Origin of the sequence: Bradyrhizobium aeschynomenes (genome assembly GCF_013178945.1) — a bacterium.
GTDB classification, from domain to species: domain Bacteria; phylum Pseudomonadota; class Alphaproteobacteria; order Rhizobiales; family Xanthobacteraceae; genus Bradyrhizobium; species Bradyrhizobium aeschynomenes.
Genome location: NZ_JABFDM010000003.1, coordinates 678,523 through 698,271, shown reverse-complemented (window position 1 = coordinate 698,271; position 19,749 = coordinate 678,523). Strand labels below are relative to the sequence as shown.

Below are 19,749 nucleotides of genomic sequence, written 5' to 3'. Positions count from 1 at the left end.
CTCGAATGACGTCGCCGACGCCCCCTCGCCCGCCCGCTTCATCCGGTCAACCTCGCCTGACGAGCCCCACCGAGCTGCGGCGGCGCTGGCGCGCCGGCGACGAGGTGGCGCTGCTCGATGTCCGCGAGGAAGGCCCCTACTCGCTGTCGCATCCGTTCTTCGCGGTGTCGCTGCCGCTGTCGCAGATCGAGCTGCGCATCCTCGACCTGATCCCGCGGCTGACTGCGCCCGTCGTCGTCTACGATGATGGCGAGGGCTATGCCGTCCGCGCCGTGCCGCGCATCCGCGCCTTGGGCTACACCGACGTCTCGGTCCTCGAAGGCGGGCTGTCGGGCTATGCCCGTGCGGGCGAGGTGTTTCGCGACGTCAACGTGCCGAGCAAGGCGTTCGGCGAGCTGGTCGAGGCCATCAGGCATACGCCGTCGCTGTCGGCCGACGAGGCCAAGGCGCTGATCGAGCGCGAGACCAATCTCGTGGTGCTCGATGCCCGCCGTTTCGAGGAATATCGCACCATGAGCATTCCGCGTGGCGTCAGCGTCCCTGGCGGCGAACTCGCGTTCCGGGCGCGCGAGATCGCGCCGTCGCCCGACACCACGATCATCGTCAATTGCGCCGGCCGCACGCGCTCGATCATCGGCACGCAGTCGCTGATCAATGCGGGACTGCGCAACAGGATCTATGCGCTGCGTAACGGCACCATCGGCTGGACGCTGGCCGGCCATCAGGTCGAGCGCGGCCGGACGGCCCGCTTCCTGGAGTGGCCGCAAGCAAGCCACGCAGCGGCGCTGGCCGATGCCAAGGTCTGGGCGGAGCGCGTCGGCGTCGCGGTGCTCGATGCAGCGACATTCGCACGCTATCGGTCCGAGGCCACGACGCGCACGCTCCATTGTCTCGATGTCCGCACGCCGGAGGAATATGCCGCGGGCCATCCCGCCGGCTTCGCGTCGGCGCCGGGCGGCCAACTCGTGCAGGCGACCGACGAATGGGTCGGCGTGCGCGGCGCGCGGCTGGTGCTGTTCGACGACGACGGCGTGCGTGCGCGCATGACCGCATCGTGGCTGAAGCAGATGGGCTGGGACGCGTCGATCGTTGGAGCGGACGTGGTGGCGCCGACGGAAACGGACATGCCGATAGGCCGCCGACCGCCGCTGCCGGATGTTGCGGGCGCAGCAATCAGCCCCGCAGCGCTTGCGGTTGACGCCGCAGGGTGGACGGTCGTCGATCTCGCGCGCAGCCCGAGCTACAAGGCCGGGCACATCCCGGGAGCACATTTCGTGCTGGCATCGCGCTTTTCATCGGATCTTGCGAAGCTGCCGGGCGACGGGCCGCTGGTGCTGACCAGCAGCGACGGCGCCGAGGCCGTGTTTGCGCTGGCAGACGCACACGCCGCGACGGGCCGCGAGCTTCGCGTGCTCACCGGCGGCACGCAGGCCTGGACCGCGGCCGGGCACGCGCTCGAGAGCGACCGACATTCATGGATCTCGACCGCGGACGACGTCTACAAGCGTCCCTATGAGGGCACCGACAACGCCGCCGAGGCGATGCAGGCCTATATCGACTGGGAGCTTCGGCTGGTCGCCCAGCTCGCGAACGACTCCGTGTCGAACTTCCATGTGGTGTAGTTGAGATCCGGGAGGTGGGCACGCGCCGTCTGCAGCGTCGCTTTGCCCACCCGGCGTCGCGACACGCGCTGCCGCACGTAGCTTTCTACGACACGAACATTTCGAGCTGACCGTGACTGCCAGGTTGCAGCGGCGGCGCGTCGGCATATTGCGGCAGCGCGCAGCGCCGGATCGCGGCAAACAACAGCGGCGGCTGGATCGGCTTGGTGACGTAGTCGTTCATGCCGGCGGCGAGATAGGCCTCGCGCTGACCGACCAGCGCATTCGCGGTCAGCGCAATGATCGGAACGTGGCCCTCCGGGCCGGGCAATTGCCGGATCGCCCGTGTCGCGGAGATGCCGTCCATCTCGGGCATCTGCACGTCCATGAGGATGATATCGTAAGGTTTCTTCAGGACCGCCGCGACAGCCTCGGCGCCGTTGACGACCCTGGTCGGCTTGAATCCCTGCTTGACCAGCAGGCTGTGGATCAGCGTTGCAATGATCGGGCTGTCCTCGGCGACCAGGATCTCGAGCGGGCGATCGATGGCCGATACCACCGGCTCGGCCGGAAGCACCAAAGCGTCGCCCTGCCGGCACTTGGCCTCGAACCAGAACCGGCTGCCGCGGCCCAGCTCGCTGTCGACGCCGATGCTGCCGCCCATGATGGTGCAGAGCTGCTTGCAGATCGCAAGCCCGAGACCGCTGCCGCCATACTTGCGCGAGATCGACGTATCGGCCTGGACGAACGGATCGAAGATCTGGGCCTGGATCTCCGGCGACATGCCGATGCCGCTGTCGACGACCTCGATCGTGAGATCGATCGCGCCGTCGGCTCGCACGCGATGCGAGGCGCGCACATGGATCGAGCCCTGCTCGGTAAACTTGATCGCGTTGCCGACGAGGTTGAGCAACACTTGGCGGATGCGCGTCGGATCGCCCTCCAGATATTGCGGCAGCCCCGGCGCGAGCGTCACCTCGAGATCGAGGCCCCTCTTCCTGGCCTTCTCCCCCATGAACGAGACCGCGCTCTGGATCAAGTTCGGAACGTCGAAGTCGATGCATTCCGACTGCAGACGTCCGGCCTCGAGCTTAGAGAAGTCGAGAATGTCGTTGATCACCTCGAGCAGCAGGTCCGCGGATTCCTTGGCGAGCGCGGTGTAGCGCTTCTGCTCCCCGGTCAGCGAGGTGCCGCGCAACAGATCGACCATGCCGACCATCCCGCTGAGCGGCGTCCTGATCTCGTGGCTCATGATCGCGAGGAAGTCGGACTTGGCGCGATTGGCCGCCTCCGCCGCGTCACGCGCGGCGCGCAGCTCGGCCCCGGTCGCCTCCAGCTCCTGCTTCTGCCTCTCGAGGTCGGAGCGGATCGCCTCGACGTAAGCGAGCTTCTGCTCGAGCTCGGCCTGAACCGTCTTGAAGGCGGTGATGTCGGTGACGAGACAGACCGTGCCGCCGTCCGAGATCCGATGGTCGACGCTCTGGATCCAGCGTCCGTTGAGCTCGCGGCGCTCGATCATGCGGCTGCCGCCGAGGTGCCAGGCGCGCTTGCGCTCGAGCCATTCCTCGAACCGGTCGCCCTTCGGCCGGATCAGGCCGTGATCATAAGCCTGCCGCATCAGGTCGCTGAACGAGACGCCCGGCCTCATCAGGACGGTCCATGACGGAAACATCTCGCGGAATGTCGTGTTCGACATCACGAACCGGTCGTCCTTGTCGAACAGCACGAAGCCGTTGGTGAGCGATTCGATCGCATCCATCAGCAGCAGCCGCGCCTGCTCCGCTGCGATCTCGGCAAGCTTCCGTTCGGTGATGTCCTGGACGATGCCGAAGCGCGACTGCGTTCCTTCCGATGGATCGTTGGCATCGGCTTCGATCCTCAGCCAGCGAACCTGGCCGTCCGGGCGAATGATACGCAGCTCCTGGATGAACGCACAGCCGGTGGCGCGGGAGCGATCGCGGGCGCGCACATAGGTGCCGACATCCTCCGGATGAACGATCTCGAGAATCTTGGCAAAGGACACGCGGGATGCCGGCGGGAGCCCGAAGATGTCGAACAGCTCCTCGGACCAGACCGCGAACTCCCCGGTCTCGTCCGACATCCAATGGCCAAGGCGGCCGATCCGCTGCGCATCGTTGAGCAGCCGCGTCGTCTGCGCGAGCTGCGCGTTCTGCCGCGCCAGCACATGCGCCAGCGACAGAGCGTGCCGGTTCTTCCGGATCAGCATCGATGTCAGGACGATCATGACCATGACGGCCGCGACCGCGAGCATCAGCAGCGACGTGATACGATCCTGCTGCAGGCCGGTCAGCAATTCGACGAGCGCAGTCGAGAGCGCCGCGGCCAGAACCGAGGCGATGATCGCCGGGTATGACAACTTTCGGGGCTCGGCAATGCGCGGCGATGGCTGCGCGGCGGCCCGGACGTCCGGAGCCGAAGGCGACGACATCGGGTCCGGAGCCGCCGGCTTCATGCGCGCTCGGCCCATCTTGCCAGCTCGTCGGAGGTGGCGACGATGATGTCGGCGAGGTCCGGCAGGCAGGCCTCGATCTCGCCGGCCGTCATCAGTTCCAGCTCGATCGTGCGCGCGACCTCCGCAAGCCGCGCCGCGCCGAGGCTGGACGCGGATCCTTTAAGGACATGGGCCGCCTTGCGGGCCTGCGGCAGATCGCCGGCGGCAAGCGCTGCGTTGATGGCGGAGAGCGCCTGGTCGGCCGCGGAGGGAAGCTGAACCAGCATCGCGCGCAGCTCGCCCGGGTCGAGCGCGGCTTGCAGCAGCTCCAGTTGATCGTGGTCGATCAGGGGAACGTCGGCGGCGGTCGTCACTTCATCGGCCTCCGCAGGACGAACTCGCCACCGGCTGCGTCGTGGCGCGATCACGCAATCCATCGTTCGGTCGGTGGCCCGCGCGACGATCGATGCAGACGATCGTGGTGTCGTCGGGCAGCGGGCTGCCCTCGGTCATTCCGGCAGCAGCGCAGAGCCGGTCGATCACCTCCTGCGGCGTCAGCGCGGGCCCGCACGTATCGAGCGTCGCCAGCAGCCCGTCGTCGCCGATCCGCTTTCCGTCCGCATCCGGAAACTCCGAGAGACCGTCGCTGAACAACAGCAGCAGCGAGCCCAGCGGAAACTTTCGGCGCGAGGTGCGATAGCGCACGCCGCGCTCGACGCCCAGCGGAAATCCACTGCTGTCGCACAGGCGCGCGCGGCCTTTCATCCCCTGCACGAGCAGCGCCGGGGGCGCGCCTGCGGAGGCGGATTTCAGCACCCCGGCGCGATGGTCGACGACGACGTACATGAAAGTCGCGAATTGTCCGATGCGCAGCAGGCGGACCAGCCGTTCGTTGAGCATCGACAGCAAGGCACCGGGATCGTGGTGCAGCGCCTTGTATTCGTGGATCAACGCGTGCAGGCGGAACGTGTTCAGGGCCGCATTGATGCCGTGGCCGGTGAAGTCGGCGAGAAAGATTCCGAACGCGCCATTGCTGATCGGGAGCATGCCCCAGAGATCGCCGCCGAGCTCCGAGGACGGCCTGTTGTAGCTGGCGATCCGCAAATCCGCCGTTCGCGCCGCCCATTGCAGGGTGATGGGATCCGGCAGCAGCTCGACCTGCATGCGACGGGCGGCTTCGACCTCCCGCGAGATGCGCTCGCGATAGTCACGCAGGGCGCGCAGCGAGTTCCAGCGTTCGAGATGCACCACGACGCGGGCAATCAGCTCGGACGGATTGATCGGCTTGGACAGGAAATCCGAGGCACCTGCGGCGAACAGCTCGCCCATCTTCTTGCGGTCGACCGTCGCAGTCTGCACCAGGATCGGCGCATCGGCGAAATCGGGCTGGGCGCGAATCTGCCGACAGACGTCCAGTCCGCTCATATCCGGCATCTGCATGTCCAGCAGCAGCAGGTCGGGCCGGAAGCGCCGGACCTGCTCCATCGCCGACAGCCCACCCTCGGCAAATTCGATGTTGGTGAACTTCTGCGCGCGCAGCACGCCGGCGACCAGACGCCGGCACAGGGGATCGTCGTCGGCGATCAGGATCCGGGCATCCGCAAGACCTTCCGGCACGGCCCTCTCGTCGACCGCGGTGTCGACCGTCGCCATCACCGGGCTCATCGGCGAAACTCCAGCCGCACCGTCGTGCCGCCGTTCAGCACCGTGACGCGATCGGAAAAGACCTGCAATATCTCGAGGCCGCGCCCCGACGCGCCATCCTCGGCCGCGGGACGGACATCGCTGCAATCATAGCCGTCGCCGCTGTCGCGGACCGTGATCTCGACGTCCGACGCGGTCCACGCGGCATCGAGGCGGATCATGGCGCCGCCGATATCGGGCGCATCCAGCCGGGCTTCGATGATCGCCTGAGCCGCGATCAGGCCGTCGAGGCCGCCGCGCAGCGCGCCGTCGATGCGCAGATTGCCGTGCAGCACGGCATTCATCAACGCCTCCTGCGCGGCGCTGTGAATCCTGATTTTCAGATCCTCGGTCAGCGGCAGCCGGCTCCGCAGCGCCTCGACGAAGGTCCTCACGATCGAATGGCGATACGCCGAACGCGTCGTGACCACCAGGCTCAGGCCGTCTCCAGAGAGCTGCTCGCGCTCCGCACCATTGCTGGGGCTCCCGATCAGCACGGCTTCGATGCACTGCCGGACGGGTTGCGCAAGCGCCGCCGCCAGCGTCTCTTCGGAGACGCCGTTCCAGGACGATACGAGCACATCCACCTCGACCCGTTCATCGAACGACACGCACATCCAGGATCACTCCTCCACCTTGAAGAGCGTGTTGAACTTGGTCACCGTGAACATTCGCTTCACCTGCCCGATCGGCCCGCGCAGGATCAGCTCGCGATGGGTCTTCTTGGCTTCGTCACGCGCCAGCAGCAGCATGCCCAAGCCCGCGGAGTCGATGAAATCGAGCCTGGAAAGATCGATCACCACCGCTTTCCCCGGCGCCGCGAAGATCTCCGTGACCATCTGCTTGAACGGGATGTGGTCGGTGAAGGTGAACTCGCCGCTCATCGCAATCTGCCCGCTCGTGCGGTCAATCTGAATCTGCATGCATGTCTCCTAGAACAGCTCGACCGTGCCGGTCGTCGATGGAGCGGCGACGGCTTCGACGTGATCCGCCGGCTGCCTGCCCTCGAGAATCTGCGCAACGAACCGCGACCTCATATCGCCGAGCGTGAAGCGATCGAGCATCGTCTTGACCCACTCGTTGTCGCCCGGCGTCTCCGCGACCGGCACATCGAGCGTTTCCGCCGTCGTGGTCTTCAATTCGTCGAGCGCTTCGTCGACCACGCGCAACGTATCCACCACGTGCTCGAGCCGTTGACGTGTTCGATCCTGGAACTGGATGCCCGTCACCATGCCGGCGACGTCGGCCGAGATCACCTCGGCCTCCTTCATGGCGTCGGCGACGACCTCCGTCAGGTTGCCGCTGCGCCGGATCAGGGCTTCCATCAGAACCTGAAGCCGATCCTTGGCCATGAGGTTCTGCGACAGATCGATGGTGGCGACACGCTGCAGCGTCGCATGGCCGTCGGCGATGCCTTCGGTGACCGCCTTGAGTTCGGTCGCCATGTCGACCGACAGGCGCTGTGTCGCCCCGGATAGCTCACGCACTTCGCCGGCGACGACCCTGAAGGCGGCTCCGGCCGTGCCGGCCCGTTCCGCCTCGATCCGCGCATTCAATGCCAGCATGTTGGTGACACGATTGATCTTGTTGAGCTCCTCCATGCAGCTGTCGACGCGATCAACGTTGGCGCTGAGCTCGCTCAGCGCGTAGACCATCGACATGGCGTCCTTCGACAGCATGAGAATCTTCTCGACGACGTCGCTCAAGGTCTCCTCGAGCAGCACCGCTATGCGGTCGATCGCCACGGCCTCTCCGTCCACCTCGATGCCGATTGCAAGTCGGCTCAGGCTTTCGACGCGCTCCGTCTGCTGTCCGGCGCAGATCGCAAGATTCTGAAACCGGCTGCTGAGGTTGTCGGCTTCCGTCTCGACGACGGCGGACGTCTGCTGAATCTCGTGGACCAGTGTTCTGATGACGCGCTGCTGCATGTCGGCGAACGCAATCCACCGCCGCATCAGTTCGTCCTGTCGTTGCGGCCCCTCGGGCGCCGGCACGTCGGACGGCTCGGGGCTTGGCAGCTTCGCTGCAGCCGCATTGCTGTTTTTCCAACCGAACATGAGCTACACCCTGACCCCGCGCGCAGCGAGCGCTTCACACCGCTTGAGCACGTGATCGGCGATCTTGCCGAGCGGTAGCTCGATCTCGACGGCGCCGCAGTCGCGGGCCGCCTTCGGCATGCCGTAAACCACGCAGCTCGCCTCGTCCTGCCCGATCGTCGGCGCCCCCGCCGATCGCATCTCCAGCAGTCCGACCGCCCCATCGCGGCCCATGCCGGTCAGGATGACGCCGATCGCATTGGCGCCGGCCGCATGCGCAACCGAACGGAACAGGACGTCCACCGACGGCCGATGGCCCGAGACGGCCGGCTCGTCATGAACGCGGCACACGTAGTTCGCGCCGTTGCGCGCGAGTTCGAGATGGAAGCCGCCCGGCGCGATATAGGCGTGGCCGGGCAGCACGCGCTCGCCGCTCTCGGCCTGCTTGACGGTCACCGCGCAAAGCTGATTCAGCCGACTGGCGAAGGATGCGGTGAAGGTCGCCGGCATATGCTGCGTGATCACGGCTGCGGGCGCGTCGGACGGCAGAGCGGTCAACAGCTGCTGCAGCGCTTCGACGCCGCCCGTTGAGGCGCCGATCGCGATGATCTTCTCGGACGAATTGTAGGACACGCCAGGTCGGTGCGCGGGCCGGACCGGCTCCCCCGCCCGCGGGCGGATCTTCGCCGCAGCCGCAGCCTTGACCTTGCCGACGATCTCGCTGCGCAGAGCCGGCAGCCCCTCGACGAGCCCCACCACCGGCTTTGCGACGCAATCGAATGCGCCCATCTCCAGCGCGCGGACGGCGGTGTCCGCTCCCTTCTGGGTCAGCGACGAGATCATCAGCACGGGCATCGGCCGCAGCGACATGATCTTGTCGAGAAACGCCAGACCGTCCATGCGCGGCATCTCGATGTCGAGCGTGAGGACGTCCGGATTGAGAGTCTTGATCATGTCGCGCGCCACGATCGGATTGGGCGCGGCACCAATGACCTCGATGTCCGGATCACTGGACATGATCTCGGTCAGAACCTGGCGCACGAACGCAGAGTCGTCGACGATCAGAACGCGGATGACACTCATGCTGCTGCCTCAAAATAGCTCGACCGATCCGTCGACGGGTTTGGCCTGGATTTTGGAGTTGTATGACGTCTCTTCGCGCGCCACGGCGTACCTGTCGCTTCGCGGCAACTCGAGCAGCATGACCCTGCCGCTGAAGGGAAAATAGTGGATGCGGCGCGGCTGCGAGCCGCGCAGATGATGGGCCGCGATCGGGAGATTTTCCGCCGTCAGATATGCCTCGACGAAATCGGCATTGCGGTGACCGATATTCGACAGGCCCTTGAGCACGTTGGCTCCGCCGAACACCTTGACCTCGAGCCGGCGGCGCGTGCCTCCGCGCGTGAGCACGTCGTTGATCAGCCGCTCCATCGCAACGTTGCCATAGCGCATGCCCGCCGATGCGTGGCCCCATTCGTCGTCGAAGGCCTCCGGCAGCATGAAATGGTTCATGCCGCCGACCTTCGCGACCGGATCGTGGATGCAGGCGGCCACGCAAGAGCCGAGAATCGTGACCAGCATCTCCTGCCGTTCGCCGCTGACGTAGTGCTCACCGGGCAGCACCTTGACGACCATCGCGTCGAACCGCTTGTCTAGGTACCGGCGCGCGCGGGCCGGAAGCTCATGGCTGACGTGAGGGGGGTGCGAATGGTGCCGCTTCGTCCTGGCCGTCATCTGCACCTCCGGTAGATCGTGCGCCCGACCAGTTCGAGACGGTCGGTGATGCCAAGCAGGTTCTCGGAATGACCGACGATGAGCCAACCATCCGGCTTGAGCATGTCGGCATAGCGATCGAACAGCCTGCGCTGGGTCGGCTTGTCGAAGTAGATCACCACGTTGCGGCAGAAGATCACGTCGAACGGTCCCGACATCGGCCAGGATTCGAGCAGATTGAGATGAGCGAAGGTAATGAGATCGCAGGTCTCATCATTCATGGCGACCTGCCCCTCCTGCATCGTGGTGAAACGCTTGCGAAGGGGGGCAGGAATGCTTTCGGCACGCTCCGAATCGTAGATGCCGCGTGCGGCATGCGCTATGACGTTGGTGTCGAGGTCGGTCGCGAGAATCTTGACGTTCCAGCCGGCCAATGATTGCGGACCGCTCAGCAGTGTCATCGCAATGCTGTATGGCTCCTCCCCGCTCGAACAGCCCGCCGACCAGATGCGCATGCGCCGGGTATCGCGGTTTGAATCGAGCAGTCCGGGAACGATCTCCTTCGTCAGGTAGTCGAAGTGGTGGGGCTCGCGAAAGAAGCTCGTATGGTTCGTCGTGACCGCATTGATGAAGTTGCGCAGCTCGTCGTCGCCATCGCGCCCCTCCAGCAGTCGGCAATATTGTGAGAAATTGGTCAGCCCAAGCGCGCGCAGGCGACGGCCAAGCCGGCCATGAATGAACGCGCGCTTGCGCTCGCTCAGCACGATACCGGCGTTGCTCATCACAAGCTTCGAGAGCTTGCGAAAGTCCGTGTCGTGTAGCGCGAACTCTTCTTCCACCATCACCTCCCAGACCCTGCGGGGCGCCACAGAGGCGCCCCGCGAGCGTCAGAACTCCTTCCAATCCGCATCTCCCGCACCGACGACGCGGCGACGCGTCGGCTCGGTCTCGGAGTATCTGGCTGCCGGAGCGGAGTGCCGGGGGGATGCCGGCGCGGGCTTGGCAGCCGCGTTGCGCATCGCAGCGAGCTTCTCCTTGCTTGCGCCCAGCGATCGGTCGACCACCGGGTTTCCAGTCCGCGCCGGATGAGGCCGGCTCTGCTCGAATTCCGGCAGCACCATGAACCGGCCGACCATCTCGGCCATGGTCGCGGTCTGCTCTTCCATCGATTTGGCGGCGGCCGCCGCTTCCTCGACGAGCGCAGCGTTCTGCTGCGTCACCTTGTCCATCTGCGTGACGGCGTTGTTGACCTGCTCGATGCCGCCGCGCTGCTCCTGCGAGGCCGCCGAAATTTCCGCCATGATATCCGTCACGCGCTTCACCGACTGCACGATCTCTTCCATCGTCTTGCCGGCCGTGTCGACCAGGCGCGAGCCCGACTCCACCTTCGACACCGAGTCGGAGATCAGCCCCTTGATCTCCTTGGCGGCGTTGGCGCTGCGCTGCGCGAGGTTGCGCACCTCGGCCGCTACGACGGCGAAGCCGCGACCCTGATCGCCGGCGCGCGCGGCTTCGACCGCGGCGTTCAGCGCCAGGATGTTGGTCTGGAACGCGATCTCATCGATCACGCCGATGATGTCGGCGATCTTGCGGCTGGCCTGCGTGATGCCATCCATCGTCTGCACGACCTCGGCCACGACCGAGCCGCCCTTGATCGCAACGTCGGATGCGGAGGAAGCAAGCTTGTTGGCCTGCTGCGCGTTCTCGGCGTTCTGCCGTACGGTCGAGGTCAGCTCCTCCATGCTCGCCGCGGTCTCCTCGAGACTGGCGGCCTGCTCCTCGGTGCGTTGCGACAGGTCGGTATTGCCGGTGGCGATCTCACGGGCGGCGCTCGACAGCGTGTGCGAGCTGTCCGCGACGTCGCTGATGATCGAGGACATGGTGTCGAGAAGGCCGTTGACGCCTCCGCACAGCTCCTGAATCTCGCCCGCCTTGTCATCCATCGGGATACGCGGACGCAGATCGTTCTGCTTGGCCGCGGCCACCGCGTCCTGGATCTGCCCGGCGGCAGCCCGCAGCGCCTCCGCAGCCCTGACCTGTGCCGCCATCGTGTCGAGCAGGCCGTTGACGCCGGAACAGAGCTCGCCGAGATCGCCCGACTTTCCGGCCATCGAGATCCGCGGCTCCAGATCATTCGCCTTTGCCGAGGCAACTACGCTCTGGATCTGGCCGACCGTCGCCTCGAGCGCCTGTGCAGCCTTCACCTGCTCGGTCACGTCGGTGGCGTATTTCACGACCTTGAACGGCTTGCCGTCGGGGCCCACGATCGGATTGTAGCTGGCCTGGATCCAGACCTCGCGGCCGCCCTTGCCGATCCGCTTGTACTGGCCGGCATCGTATTCGCCGCGGCCGAGCTTGTCCCAGAACATGCGATACTCGTTGGAGCTTCGATAGCCGCCCTCGACGAACATCGAATGATGCTGGCCCTTGATCTCGCCCAGCGTATAGCCAAGCGTATTCAGGAAGTTCTCGTTGGCATTGAGCACCTTGCCGTCCATCGTGAACTCGATGACCGCCTGGGCCTTGCTGATCGCCGCGATCTGACCGCTGAAATCGGAGTTCCGGATCACGTCCTCGGTGATGTCGGTCGCATACTTCACGACCTTGAACGGCCTGCCGTCCGGTCCCGTGATCGGGTTGTAGCTGGCCTGGATCCAGACCTCCTTGCCGCCCTTGCCGATGCGCTTGTACTGGCCGGCGTCGTATTCGCCGCGACCGAGCTTGTCCCAGAACACGCGGTACTCGGGCGAGTTGCGATAGGCACCGTCGACGAACATCGAATGATGCTGGCCCTTGATCTCGCCCAGCGTATAGCCGAGCGTGTTCAGGAAGTTCTCGTTGGCATTGAGCACCTTGCCGTCCATCGTGAACTCGATGACCGCCTGGGCCTTGTTGATGGCGCTGATCTGGCCGCTGAAATCGGCATTGCGCATCACCTGCTCGGTGATGTCGGTGGCGCATTTCACCACCCGATACGGCTTCCCCTTGGAGTCCATCATCGGATTGTAGCTGGCCTGGATCCAGACCTCGCGGCCGCCCTTGCCGATCCGCTTGTACTGGCCCGCATCGTATTCACCGCGGCCAAGCTTGTCCCAGAACAGCCGATACTCGTGACTGGCCCGATAGGCCGGATCGACGAACATCGAGTGATGCTGCCCCTTGATCTCGGCCAGCGTATAGCCCAGCGTATTCAGGAAATTGTCGTTGGCATCGAGAATCGTGCCGTCGAGCGCAAAGGTGATCACCGCCTGGGAGCGCTTGATGGCCGCAAGCTGTGCAGCGATGTCCGCCATCTGACCGTCCCGCGCCGGTGTCCGGTCCGAGGCAGGCGCCGCCTTGGCGGCAGGCCGCGGCCGGCTGCTCCGCGACCGGGCCTTCTTGGTTGCCGCGTTGTCCTCGCCGGGGGCGCCGTCAGCGGTGAAGTCCTGCATGATGTTGTCCTCGAAAGTGTCGCTCATGACGATCTCGCAAATCTGCTTGGGGGTTTAGGCGGCCACGGCCGCATCGGCCTGGGGGACCGTACGATTGGCTGAATCCGCTGATATTCCGAACAACCCGGACAGCGACACCAGCGTCACCATCCGGTTTTCGATCGCAACCAGGCCTTCGAGGAACTGGTCCTCGACCGGCATGCCCATGTCCGGCACCTCGCGGATCTCCTTCGGATCGACTGAGATGATGTCGGATACGGTGTCGACCAGCAGGCCCACGGTGCGTGTTCCCGCAGCGACGATGATCACGACATGCATGTTGGTCGGGATGGTCACGCCGACGCCAAATCGAGCCCGCAGATCGAAGATCGGCACGATGATGCCGCGCAAGTTGATCACGCCTCGCACGTGCGCCGGTGAATTCGGAATCATCGTCGTCTCGGTCCAGCCCTTGATCTCGCGCACCACCATGATGTCGATGCCGTACTCCTCCTCGCCCAGTGTGAAGGTGATGAACTGCTGCACGTTCTCGCTGACGGCCGCATCCTGGCCGAAATGCGCGGCCGGCTTGTTGTCAGGCTGCATGGATCATGTCCTTTGCGGGTTCAGTTCTCGAATCCTCCGACGCGGGCAACCGGCCGGCCGTCCCGCGAATGTCGATCTCGTGCAGGCGCGCGACGTCGAGGATCAGCGCGACGCGGCCATTGCCCAGGATCGTCGCACCGCTGATGCCGTCGACGGGCTCGTAGTTCGCCTCGAGGCTCTTCACCACGACCTGCTGCTGGCCGAGGAGCTCGTCGACGACGATGCCGACACGGCCGGCGTTCTCGCTCTGCACGATGATGACGATGCCGCGGCAGGGATCGCCGATCGCATCGCTGATCGAGAACACGCGGTGCAGGTAGACAAGGGGAAGATATTCGCCACGCAGCGCCAGGACATGCCCGCGCCCGACCACAGGATGAATTTCAGACACCTGCGGACGCAGGTTCTCGACGATGGCAACGAGCGGGATGATGAACGTCTCGCCGCCAACCGACACCACCATGCCATCCACGACCGCGAGCGTGAGCGGCAACGACAGCGAGAAAGAGGAGCCCTGCCCAAAACGAGAGCGCACCGAAATCCGCCCACCCAGCGCCTGTACGTTGCGCTTGACGACGTCCATTCCGACCCCGCGGCCGGAAATGTTCGAGATCACGTCGGCGGTGGAAAACGCCGGCAGGAAGATCAGATCGTCGACCTCGTCGTCGCTGAGATTGGCGCCGGCGGGCACCAGGCCGCGGGCTCTCGCCTTGGCAAGGATCTTTTCGCGATTGATGCCGCGGCCGTCGTCCGACACCTCGATGACGATGCGGCCGCTGCGCTGCGCGGCCGAGAGATGGATCGTGCCCTGGCGCGGCTTGCCGGCAGCGGCTCGTTCGGCCGGCGGCTCGATGCCGTGGTCCAGCGCGTTCCGGATCATGTGCGTCAGAGGATCGTTAAGCTGCTCGATGACGGTCTTGTCGATTTCGGTCATCTCACCGGAGGTGACGATGCGCACCTCCTTGCCCAGGGTGGCGGCAAGCTCGCGCACGATCCGCGGCATCCGCGCAAACACCGATTTCACCGGCTGGGCGCGGATCGCCATCACGCTCTCCTGCAGCTCGCGGGCGCTCTGGGCCAGCGCCTCGATGCCCTGAATGAGCTGCGGATATTTGTCGGCCGGTAACGACAGACCCTGCTCGGTCAGCATCGCCTGGCTGATCACCAGCTCGCCGACCAGATTGACCAGCCGGTCCACCTTGTCGACGTCGACGCGAATGGATTGTGCGACGCTGACCGCGGCGACGGCCGTCGCGACTGCGCCGCCGGCATCACTGGGAGCCGCCTCCACCGGACCGGCGGCCACCTCGACCAGCTCGATGTCGAGATCGCAATCGTCCTCGACGAACTCGAACACGTCCTGGACGGCCCCGCGCGGCACCGCCGTGTCCAAGGTGAATGTCCAATTGAGGTAGGCCGCCTCGGGATCCAGCGCGGCGAGCGCCGGCAGGCTGGAGCTGTCCACCTCGGTGCTGAGCACGCCGAGCTTGCGCAGCTGCCGGATCAGCAGCAGCGGCTCATTCGCCTTCTTCAGCATCTCCGTGTGCGGCCGAAACCTGATGCGATATCTCTGCTCGCTGAGCGACTTCGTCTCCACCGCGGCAGAGCCAGCCGGCACCTCGAACGCCTGCCCGGCGCCTTGCAGCGCATCCAGCATCGCGGCGCTGGTATCGGCGGCAAAATTGGGCGGCAGCTGGTGCTCGAGCCGCGCTGCGTTGACGATGTCCGCAAGCGCGTCGCTGGCGCGCAGCAGAAGCTGCTTGATCTCCTGGCTCGCGGCGATCTTGTGGTCGCGCAAGGCGTCCAGCAGACTCTCGAAGGTGTGAGAGAAGGCCACCAGATCGGTGCAGCCGAAGGCCCCCGCTCCGCCCTTGATGGAGTGCACGGATCGGAAGATCGCATGCAGCGTCTCGTCGTCCTCCTGCCCGGAAGACAACAGCTCCAGGTTGGACTGCAGGGCGTCCAGCAGCTCCGCACATTCCTCGAAATAGGTCTTGCGGAACTGCGCGACCGGATAGGATTCCTGCTCGGAGCTTACGGGCATACGCGGTTGACCGTCGCGATCAGCTGCTCGGGATTGAATGGCTTGACCAGCCATCCGGTTGCACCAGCCGCCTTGCCGTCGGCCTTCTTGGCGCCATCGCTCTCGGTCGTCAGGATCAGGATCGGCACCGCGCGGTGCTGACTGCCGGCCCGGACGTTCTTGATCAGCGAAATGCCATCCATATTCGGCATGTTCAGATCGGTGATGATCAGATCGAACTTGCCGCCGGTCAGCACGTTCAGCGCGGCCTTGCCATCCTCGGCCTCTGCAACGTCGAAGCCGGCCTTCTTCAACGTGAAGGACACCATGTCGCGCATGGTCTTCGAGTCGTCGACTGCGAGAATTCGCTTGGTCATGTCACTCCATCCACTTATCGAGTTCGTACCGAAGTCCGAGGTCGGTGATCGCCGTCCTGAACAGTTCGGAGGCCTGCGTGATCCTGAAGGGCTTGTTGGCAGCCTGCGCGCTGCGGGCAGCGGCAAGCAGAATCTGAGCACAGGGCGTCGACATCCGTTCGACCCCACTGGCATCGAGCACGATGCTGCTGTCGGCTGCGATCCGGATCATCTCCTCACGCAGCTGCGCCGCCTGCGTCAGATCCAGCATCTGAGGAAGCGCATGGGGCGCCCGCTGCATGTCGCCGGCGTCGTCAGGCTCTGTCGTCGGGATCGTGTCCGTCATTTTTGAAGCATCCGTGGTCCGCCGAACTCCGGCCGCGGCGCCGATACGCCGCTGGCAACACCTGATTTGGATTCACCCGACCGACGGGGCCGCATTGCTCGCCGTAACTCGGTCAAATTGCGTGGAACTCGATTGTTGGAGAGTTAAATATGAGAGCCGTAATATTACGGCGCCTCTACCTGGAGCTGTTCGCGACCGGCGCTTGCCGCATCCATGCGAGTGCGAAGCCTTCTTATCTACTTGAAAGGCTGCTCGGCCCGCTTCGCCGGGCTGGGCGACAGCAACGCACACGAGCCACGGCGATCGCCGGTGGTCCTGTGGGCGTCGCTTCAAGGTTGATCCCGCGCGCGGCAGTAAGGTGATCGTCGTGCACATGCATTTCAGCTCGGCCAGTTGCCGCAGCTGATATCAATGCGTCAGTTAAAGGAATTCACGCGAACTGCCGCACTGGCGGGCCGGAAGACTACGGTCCGGCGCAATTGCCCGGCCGCTCCATTCCCGAACGGCCCTCATGCGGGCGCTTCAACGATCAGCAGAGATGACTAGCAGATGACCCGCGGCGATACGCCGCGCGTCGCGGTCGTGGCTCCCCCTCCCCGCAGCTGCAAACCGTCGACGCGCCGGGAAGGAGTTTCGTAGTTGCTAGCGGCGCTGGTTGTAGACGTCGATGCAGACGGCGCCGAGCAGCACCAGGCCCTTGATGACCTGCTGATAGTCGATGCCGATGCCGAGGATCGACATGCCGTTGTTCATCACGCCCATGATCATGGCGCCGATGACGGCGCCGCCGACCCGGCCGACGCCGCCATAGGCCGAGGCGCCGCCGATGAAGCAGGCCGCGATGACGTCGAGCTCGAAGCCGAGGCCCGCCTTCGGGGTCGCGGTGTTGAGGCGGGCCGCGAAGATCAGGCCCGCCAGCGCCGCGAGCACGCCCATGTTGACGAAGGTCAGGAACACCAGCCGCTCGGTCTTGATGCCCGACAGCTTGGCCGCCTTGGCGTTGCCGCCGACCGCGTAGATCTGCCGGCCGACCACGGTACGCCGCGTCATGAAGCCGTACAGCGCGATCAGCGCGGTCATGATGACCAGCACATTGGGCAGGCCACGATGCGAGGCGATCAGGTAGGTGAAGTACATCAGCACGCCGGCCAGCACGATGTTCTTGGCGGCGAACACGCCGAACGGCTCGACCTCGATGCCATGCTCGACCTCGCGCGCCCGGCCCTTCACGCTGGCATAGACCAGGATCAGCGTCAGCACCGCGCCGATCGCGAGCGACGTCGGATTGAGATGGGCAGCGCCGGGAAACAGCTCCGGGATGAAGCCCGACGACAGCTTCTGAAACGTTGCCGGGAACGGGCCGACCGATTGGCCCTGCAGCAGCGCCAGTGCCAGGCCCTTGAACACGAGCATGCCGGCAAGCGTGACGATGAACGAGGGAATGCCGAAATAGGCCACCCAATAGCCCTGCGCCGCGCCGATCGCGGCGCCGACAATCAGGCAGGCGATGATGGCAAGCGGAAAGTCGATGTGATAGCGCACCATCAGCACGGCCGCGACCGCGCCGACGAAGCCTGCGACCGAGCCGACCGAGAGGTCGATATGCCCGGTCACGATGACCAGCAGCATGCCCAGCGCCATGATGACGATGTAACTGTTCTGCAGCACCAGGTTGGTCAAGTTGAGCGGCTGCAGCAACGTGCCGTCGGTCATGATCTGGAAGAACAGCATGATGACGAACAGCGACATCAGCATGCCGTAGCTGCGCAGATTGTTCTTCAGAAAGCCGCTATGGGGCTTCTCTTCCGGGAGTGAAACCGTCTTGTCGGTCATGGCTGGTGTCCTCCCGGCCGCTCAGGCGGCCGTCTCCTGGTTCGTAAGGGCTTCGTTGCGCATGATGGCGCGCATGATCTTTTCCTGCGTCGCGTCCGGGCCTGCGAACTCGCCGACGAAGGCGCCGTCATTCACGACGCAGATCCGGTCGCAGATTCCGAGCAGCTCCGGCATTTCCGACGAGATCACCACCACACCCCGGCCGGCATCCGCAAGCTCCTGGATGATACAGTAGATCTCATATTTGGCGCCGACGTCGATACCGCGGGTCGGCTCGTCCAGGATCAACACCTTGGGATCGGTCATCAGCCATTTCGACAGCACGACCTTCTGCTGGTTGCCGCCGGAGAGCTGGCCGGCCTCCTGGTAGACGTCAGAGCAGCGGATGCGCATGCGGCCGCGGTAGCCTGAGGCGGCCTTGAGCTCGGCGATGTCGTCGATCACGCCCTTCGGCGCGACCTGGGCGAGACTGGCCAGCGTGATGTTCTTGCGAACGTCGTCGGCCAGGATCAGGCCGAGCTGCTTGCGGTCCTCGGTGACATAAGCGAGGCCGGCATCGATCGCGGCCGGCACGCTGGTGAGATTGACGTCGTGGCCTTCCAGACGGGCGCGGCCGCTGATGTTGACGCCCCAGGAACGACCGAACAGGCTCATTGCGAATTCGGTGCGGCCGGCGCCCATCAGCCCGGCGATGCCGACGATCTCGCCGCGGCGGACCTGGAAATCGACGTTCTTGATGACGCGGCGCTCAGGATGCTGCGGATGGAACACCGACCAATTCTCGACGGTGAACACCGGCTCGCCGATCTTCGGCTGGCGCTCGGGAAAGCGGTGCGCCATGTCGCGGTTGACCATGCTCTTGATGATCCGGTCCTCCAGCACCGGCTCGGCGCGGCAGTCGATGCCGTCGACGCTGCGGCCGTCGCGCAGCACGGTGATGCGGTCGGCGACGCGGGAGACCTCGTTGAGCTTGTGCGTGATCAGGATCGAGGAGATGCCCTGCTCGCGGAAGGCGACGAGGCGGTCGAGCAGCGCGGCGCTGTCGGCCTCGTTGAGGCTGGCGGTCGGCTCGTCCAGGATCAAAAGCTTGACGCGCTTGGACAGCGCCTTTGCGATCTCGACCAGTTGCTGCTTGCCGACGCCGAGATCGGTGATCAGCGTGTCCGGCGATTCCTTCAAGCCGACCTGGGCCAGCAATTGCTGGGTACGGCGGTAGACCTCGTCGCGGTCGATGACGCCGAAGCGCGACGGGGCGTGCGACAGGAAGATGTTCTCGGCGATCGACATCAGCGGGATCAGCGCGAGCTCCTGGTGGATGATGATGATGCCGAGCGCCTCGGAATCATTGATGTCGCGAAACTTTCGCTCCTCGCCCTCGAAGATGATCTGGCCTTCGTAGCGGCCGTGCGGATACACGCCGCTCAGCACCTTCATCAGGGTCGACTTGCCGGCGCCGTTCTCGCCGACCAGCGCGTGGATCTCGCCGGGCTCGACGGTGAAGCTGACGTCGCGCAGGGCCTGGACGTTGCCAAAGCTCTTGCTGACGTTGCGCATTTCCAGGATTGCGGTCATCGTCTCATGTCTCTGTTCTGACGCCACTCTGTTGTGACGCCGCTCGCCCCCGCCGCGCGAGCTCCAATAAGATATCCCCCTCCCCGGAGACCGGGGAGGGGGTTGTTCGATTGTTAGA

At 65.1% G+C, this 19,749-nt stretch carries 17 protein-coding genes; 1 reads left to right on the top strand and 16 read right to left on the bottom strand.

The genetic code is table 11. The annotated features are described in order from the left end of the window. The first annotated feature begins 5 nt into the window (after positions 1 to 5). Positions 6 to 1,622, top strand: coding sequence for a rhodanese-like domain-containing protein (locus HL666_RS12240; RefSeq protein WP_172181627.1), 1,617 nt, complete (start codon positions 6 to 8; stop codon positions 1,620 to 1,622). Between the two features lie 85 nt (positions 1,623 to 1,707). On the opposite strand, the gene HL666_RS12235 is transcribed toward HL666_RS12240, so the two are convergent. From HL666_RS12235 to mmsA, 16 genes are all read right to left on the bottom strand, one after another. Continuing rightward, positions 1,708 to 4,089: an ATP-binding protein gene (locus tag HL666_RS12235; RefSeq protein ID WP_246741525.1), complete on the bottom strand. Its 2,382-nt coding sequence runs from the start codon at positions 4,087 to 4,089 to the stop codon at positions 1,708 to 1,710. Further along, positions 4,071 to 4,427, bottom strand: a complete 357-nt coding sequence (locus tag HL666_RS12230) for an Hpt domain-containing protein (protein ID WP_172114065.1) — start codon at positions 4,425 to 4,427, stop codon at positions 4,071 to 4,073. Before HL666_RS12230 ends, HL666_RS12235 begins: the two co-directional genes overlap by 19 nt. Position 4,428: 1 nt before the next feature. After that, positions 4,429 to 5,718, bottom strand: coding sequence for a PP2C family protein-serine/threonine phosphatase (locus tag HL666_RS12225; protein ID WP_210261849.1), 1,290 nt, complete (start codon positions 5,716 to 5,718; stop codon positions 4,429 to 4,431). Further along, positions 5,715 to 6,353: an ATP-binding protein gene (locus tag HL666_RS12220; RefSeq protein WP_172181625.1), complete on the bottom strand. Its 639-nt coding sequence runs from the start codon at positions 6,351 to 6,353 to the stop codon at positions 5,715 to 5,717. The genes HL666_RS12225 and HL666_RS12220 overlap by 4 nt, the downstream gene beginning before the upstream one ends. 6 nt (positions 6,354 to 6,359) lie before the next feature. Then, on the bottom strand, positions 6,360 to 6,659 hold the full coding sequence (locus HL666_RS12215; RefSeq protein WP_172181623.1) for an STAS domain-containing protein: 300 nt from the start codon (positions 6,657 to 6,659) through the stop codon (positions 6,360 to 6,362). Between the two features lie 9 nt (positions 6,660 to 6,668). Continuing rightward, the gene (locus HL666_RS12210; RefSeq protein ID WP_246741524.1) at positions 6,669 to 7,793 is read right to left on the bottom strand and encodes a methyl-accepting chemotaxis protein; all 1,125 of its coding nucleotides are present in this window, start codon (positions 7,791 to 7,793) and stop codon (positions 6,669 to 6,671) included. 3 nt (positions 7,794 to 7,796) lie between these two features. Then, positions 7,797 to 8,855 (bottom strand): protein-glutamate methylesterase/protein-glutamine glutaminase, encoded by a 1,059-nt coding sequence (locus tag HL666_RS12205; protein ID WP_172133511.1) that lies wholly within the window; start codon positions 8,853 to 8,855, stop codon positions 7,797 to 7,799. A 9-nt stretch (positions 8,856 to 8,864) separates the two neighbouring features. After that, positions 8,865 to 9,506, bottom strand: coding sequence for a chemoreceptor glutamine deamidase CheD (gene cheD / locus HL666_RS12200; protein ID WP_172133510.1), 642 nt, complete (start codon positions 9,504 to 9,506; stop codon positions 8,865 to 8,867). Continuing rightward, positions 9,503 to 10,327, bottom strand: coding sequence for a CheR family methyltransferase (locus HL666_RS12195; protein WP_172181621.1), 825 nt, complete (start codon positions 10,325 to 10,327; stop codon positions 9,503 to 9,505). The genes cheD and HL666_RS12195 overlap by 4 nt, the downstream gene beginning before the upstream one ends. Before the next feature lie 45 nt (positions 10,328 to 10,372). Then, the gene (locus HL666_RS34410; protein ID WP_376698591.1) at positions 10,373 to 12,778 is read right to left on the bottom strand and encodes a methyl-accepting chemotaxis protein; all 2,406 of its coding nucleotides are present in this window, start codon (positions 12,776 to 12,778) and stop codon (positions 10,373 to 10,375) included. A gap of 192 nt (positions 12,779 to 12,970) precedes the next feature. Beyond that, entirely contained in the window at positions 12,971 to 13,501 is a 531-nt protein-coding gene (locus HL666_RS12185) for a chemotaxis protein CheW (RefSeq protein WP_172112183.1), read from the bottom strand. Further along, on the bottom strand, positions 13,491 to 15,545 hold the full coding sequence (locus HL666_RS12180; RefSeq protein WP_172181619.1) for a chemotaxis protein CheA: 2,055 nt from the start codon (positions 15,543 to 15,545) through the stop codon (positions 13,491 to 13,493). Before HL666_RS12180 ends, HL666_RS12185 begins: the two co-directional genes overlap by 11 nt. Continuing rightward, positions 15,536 to 15,901, bottom strand: a complete 366-nt coding sequence (locus HL666_RS12175; protein WP_172112185.1) for a response regulator — start codon at positions 15,899 to 15,901, stop codon at positions 15,536 to 15,538. Before HL666_RS12175 ends, HL666_RS12180 begins: the two co-directional genes overlap by 10 nt. A 1-nt stretch (position 15,902) precedes the next feature. Further along, positions 15,903 to 16,226 (bottom strand): STAS domain-containing protein, encoded by a 324-nt coding sequence (locus HL666_RS12170; protein WP_172181617.1) that lies wholly within the window; start codon positions 16,224 to 16,226, stop codon positions 15,903 to 15,905. A 642-nt stretch (positions 16,227 to 16,868) separates the two neighbouring features. Next, positions 16,869 to 18,059, bottom strand: a complete 1,191-nt coding sequence (mmsB, locus tag HL666_RS12165; protein WP_172112187.1) for a multiple monosaccharide ABC transporter permease — start codon at positions 18,057 to 18,059, stop codon at positions 16,869 to 16,871. A gap of 21 nt (positions 18,060 to 18,080) precedes the next feature. Continuing rightward, on the bottom strand, positions 18,081 to 19,631 hold the full coding sequence (mmsA, locus tag HL666_RS12160; RefSeq protein WP_172181615.1) for a multiple monosaccharide ABC transporter ATP-binding protein: 1,551 nt from the start codon (positions 19,629 to 19,631) through the stop codon (positions 18,081 to 18,083). Positions 19,632 to 19,749 lie beyond the last annotated feature (118 nt).

Bases quoted from the DNA above. Each gene is read 5' to 3' on its own strand.
- HL666_RS12240 (WP_172181627.1), top strand. From the start codon at position 6: ATGACGTCGCCGACGCCCCCTCGCCCGCCCGCTTCATCCGGTCAACCT.
- HL666_RS12235 (WP_246741525.1), bottom strand. From the start codon at position 4,089: ATGGGCCGAGCGCGCATGAAGCCGGCGGCTCCGGACCCGATGTCGTCG.
- HL666_RS12225 (WP_210261849.1), bottom strand. From the start codon at position 5,718: ATGAGCCCGGTGATGGCGACGGTCGACACCGCGGTCGACGAGAGGGCC.
- HL666_RS12220 (WP_172181625.1), bottom strand. From the start codon at position 6,353: ATGTGCGTGTCGTTCGATGAACGGGTCGAGGTGGATGTGCTCGTATCG.
- HL666_RS12215 (WP_172181623.1), bottom strand. From the start codon at position 6,659: ATGCAGATTCAGATTGACCGCACGAGCGGGCAGATTGCGATGAGCGGC.
- HL666_RS12210 (WP_246741524.1), bottom strand. From the start codon at position 7,793: ATGTTCGGTTGGAAAAACAGCAATGCGGCTGCAGCGAAGCTGCCAAGC.
- HL666_RS12205 (WP_172133511.1), bottom strand. From the start codon at position 8,855: ATGAGTGTCATCCGCGTTCTGATCGTCGACGACTCTGCGTTCGTGCGC.
- cheD (WP_172133510.1), bottom strand. From the start codon at position 9,506: ATGACGGCCAGGACGAAGCGGCACCATTCGCACCCCCCTCACGTCAGC.
- HL666_RS12195 (WP_172181621.1), bottom strand. From the start codon at position 10,327: ATGGTGGAAGAAGAGTTCGCGCTACACGACACGGACTTTCGCAAGCTC.
- HL666_RS34410 (WP_376698591.1), bottom strand. From the start codon at position 12,778: ATGGCGGACATCGCTGCACAGCTTGCGGCCATCAAGCGCTCCCAGGCG.
- HL666_RS12185 (WP_172112183.1), bottom strand. From the start codon at position 13,501: ATGCAGCCTGACAACAAGCCGGCCGCGCATTTCGGCCAGGATGCGGCC.
- HL666_RS12180 (WP_172181619.1), bottom strand. From the start codon at position 15,545: ATGCCCGTAAGCTCCGAGCAGGAATCCTATCCGGTCGCGCAGTTCCGC.
- HL666_RS12175 (WP_172112185.1), bottom strand. From the start codon at position 15,901: ATGACCAAGCGAATTCTCGCAGTCGACGACTCGAAGACCATGCGCGAC.
- HL666_RS12170 (WP_172181617.1), bottom strand. From the start codon at position 16,226: ATGACGGACACGATCCCGACGACAGAGCCTGACGACGCCGGCGACATG.
- mmsB (WP_172112187.1), bottom strand. From the start codon at position 18,059: ATGACCGACAAGACGGTTTCACTCCCGGAAGAGAAGCCCCATAGCGGC.
- mmsA (WP_172181615.1), bottom strand. From the start codon at position 19,631: ATGACCGCAATCCTGGAAATGCGCAACGTCAGCAAGAGCTTTGGCAAC.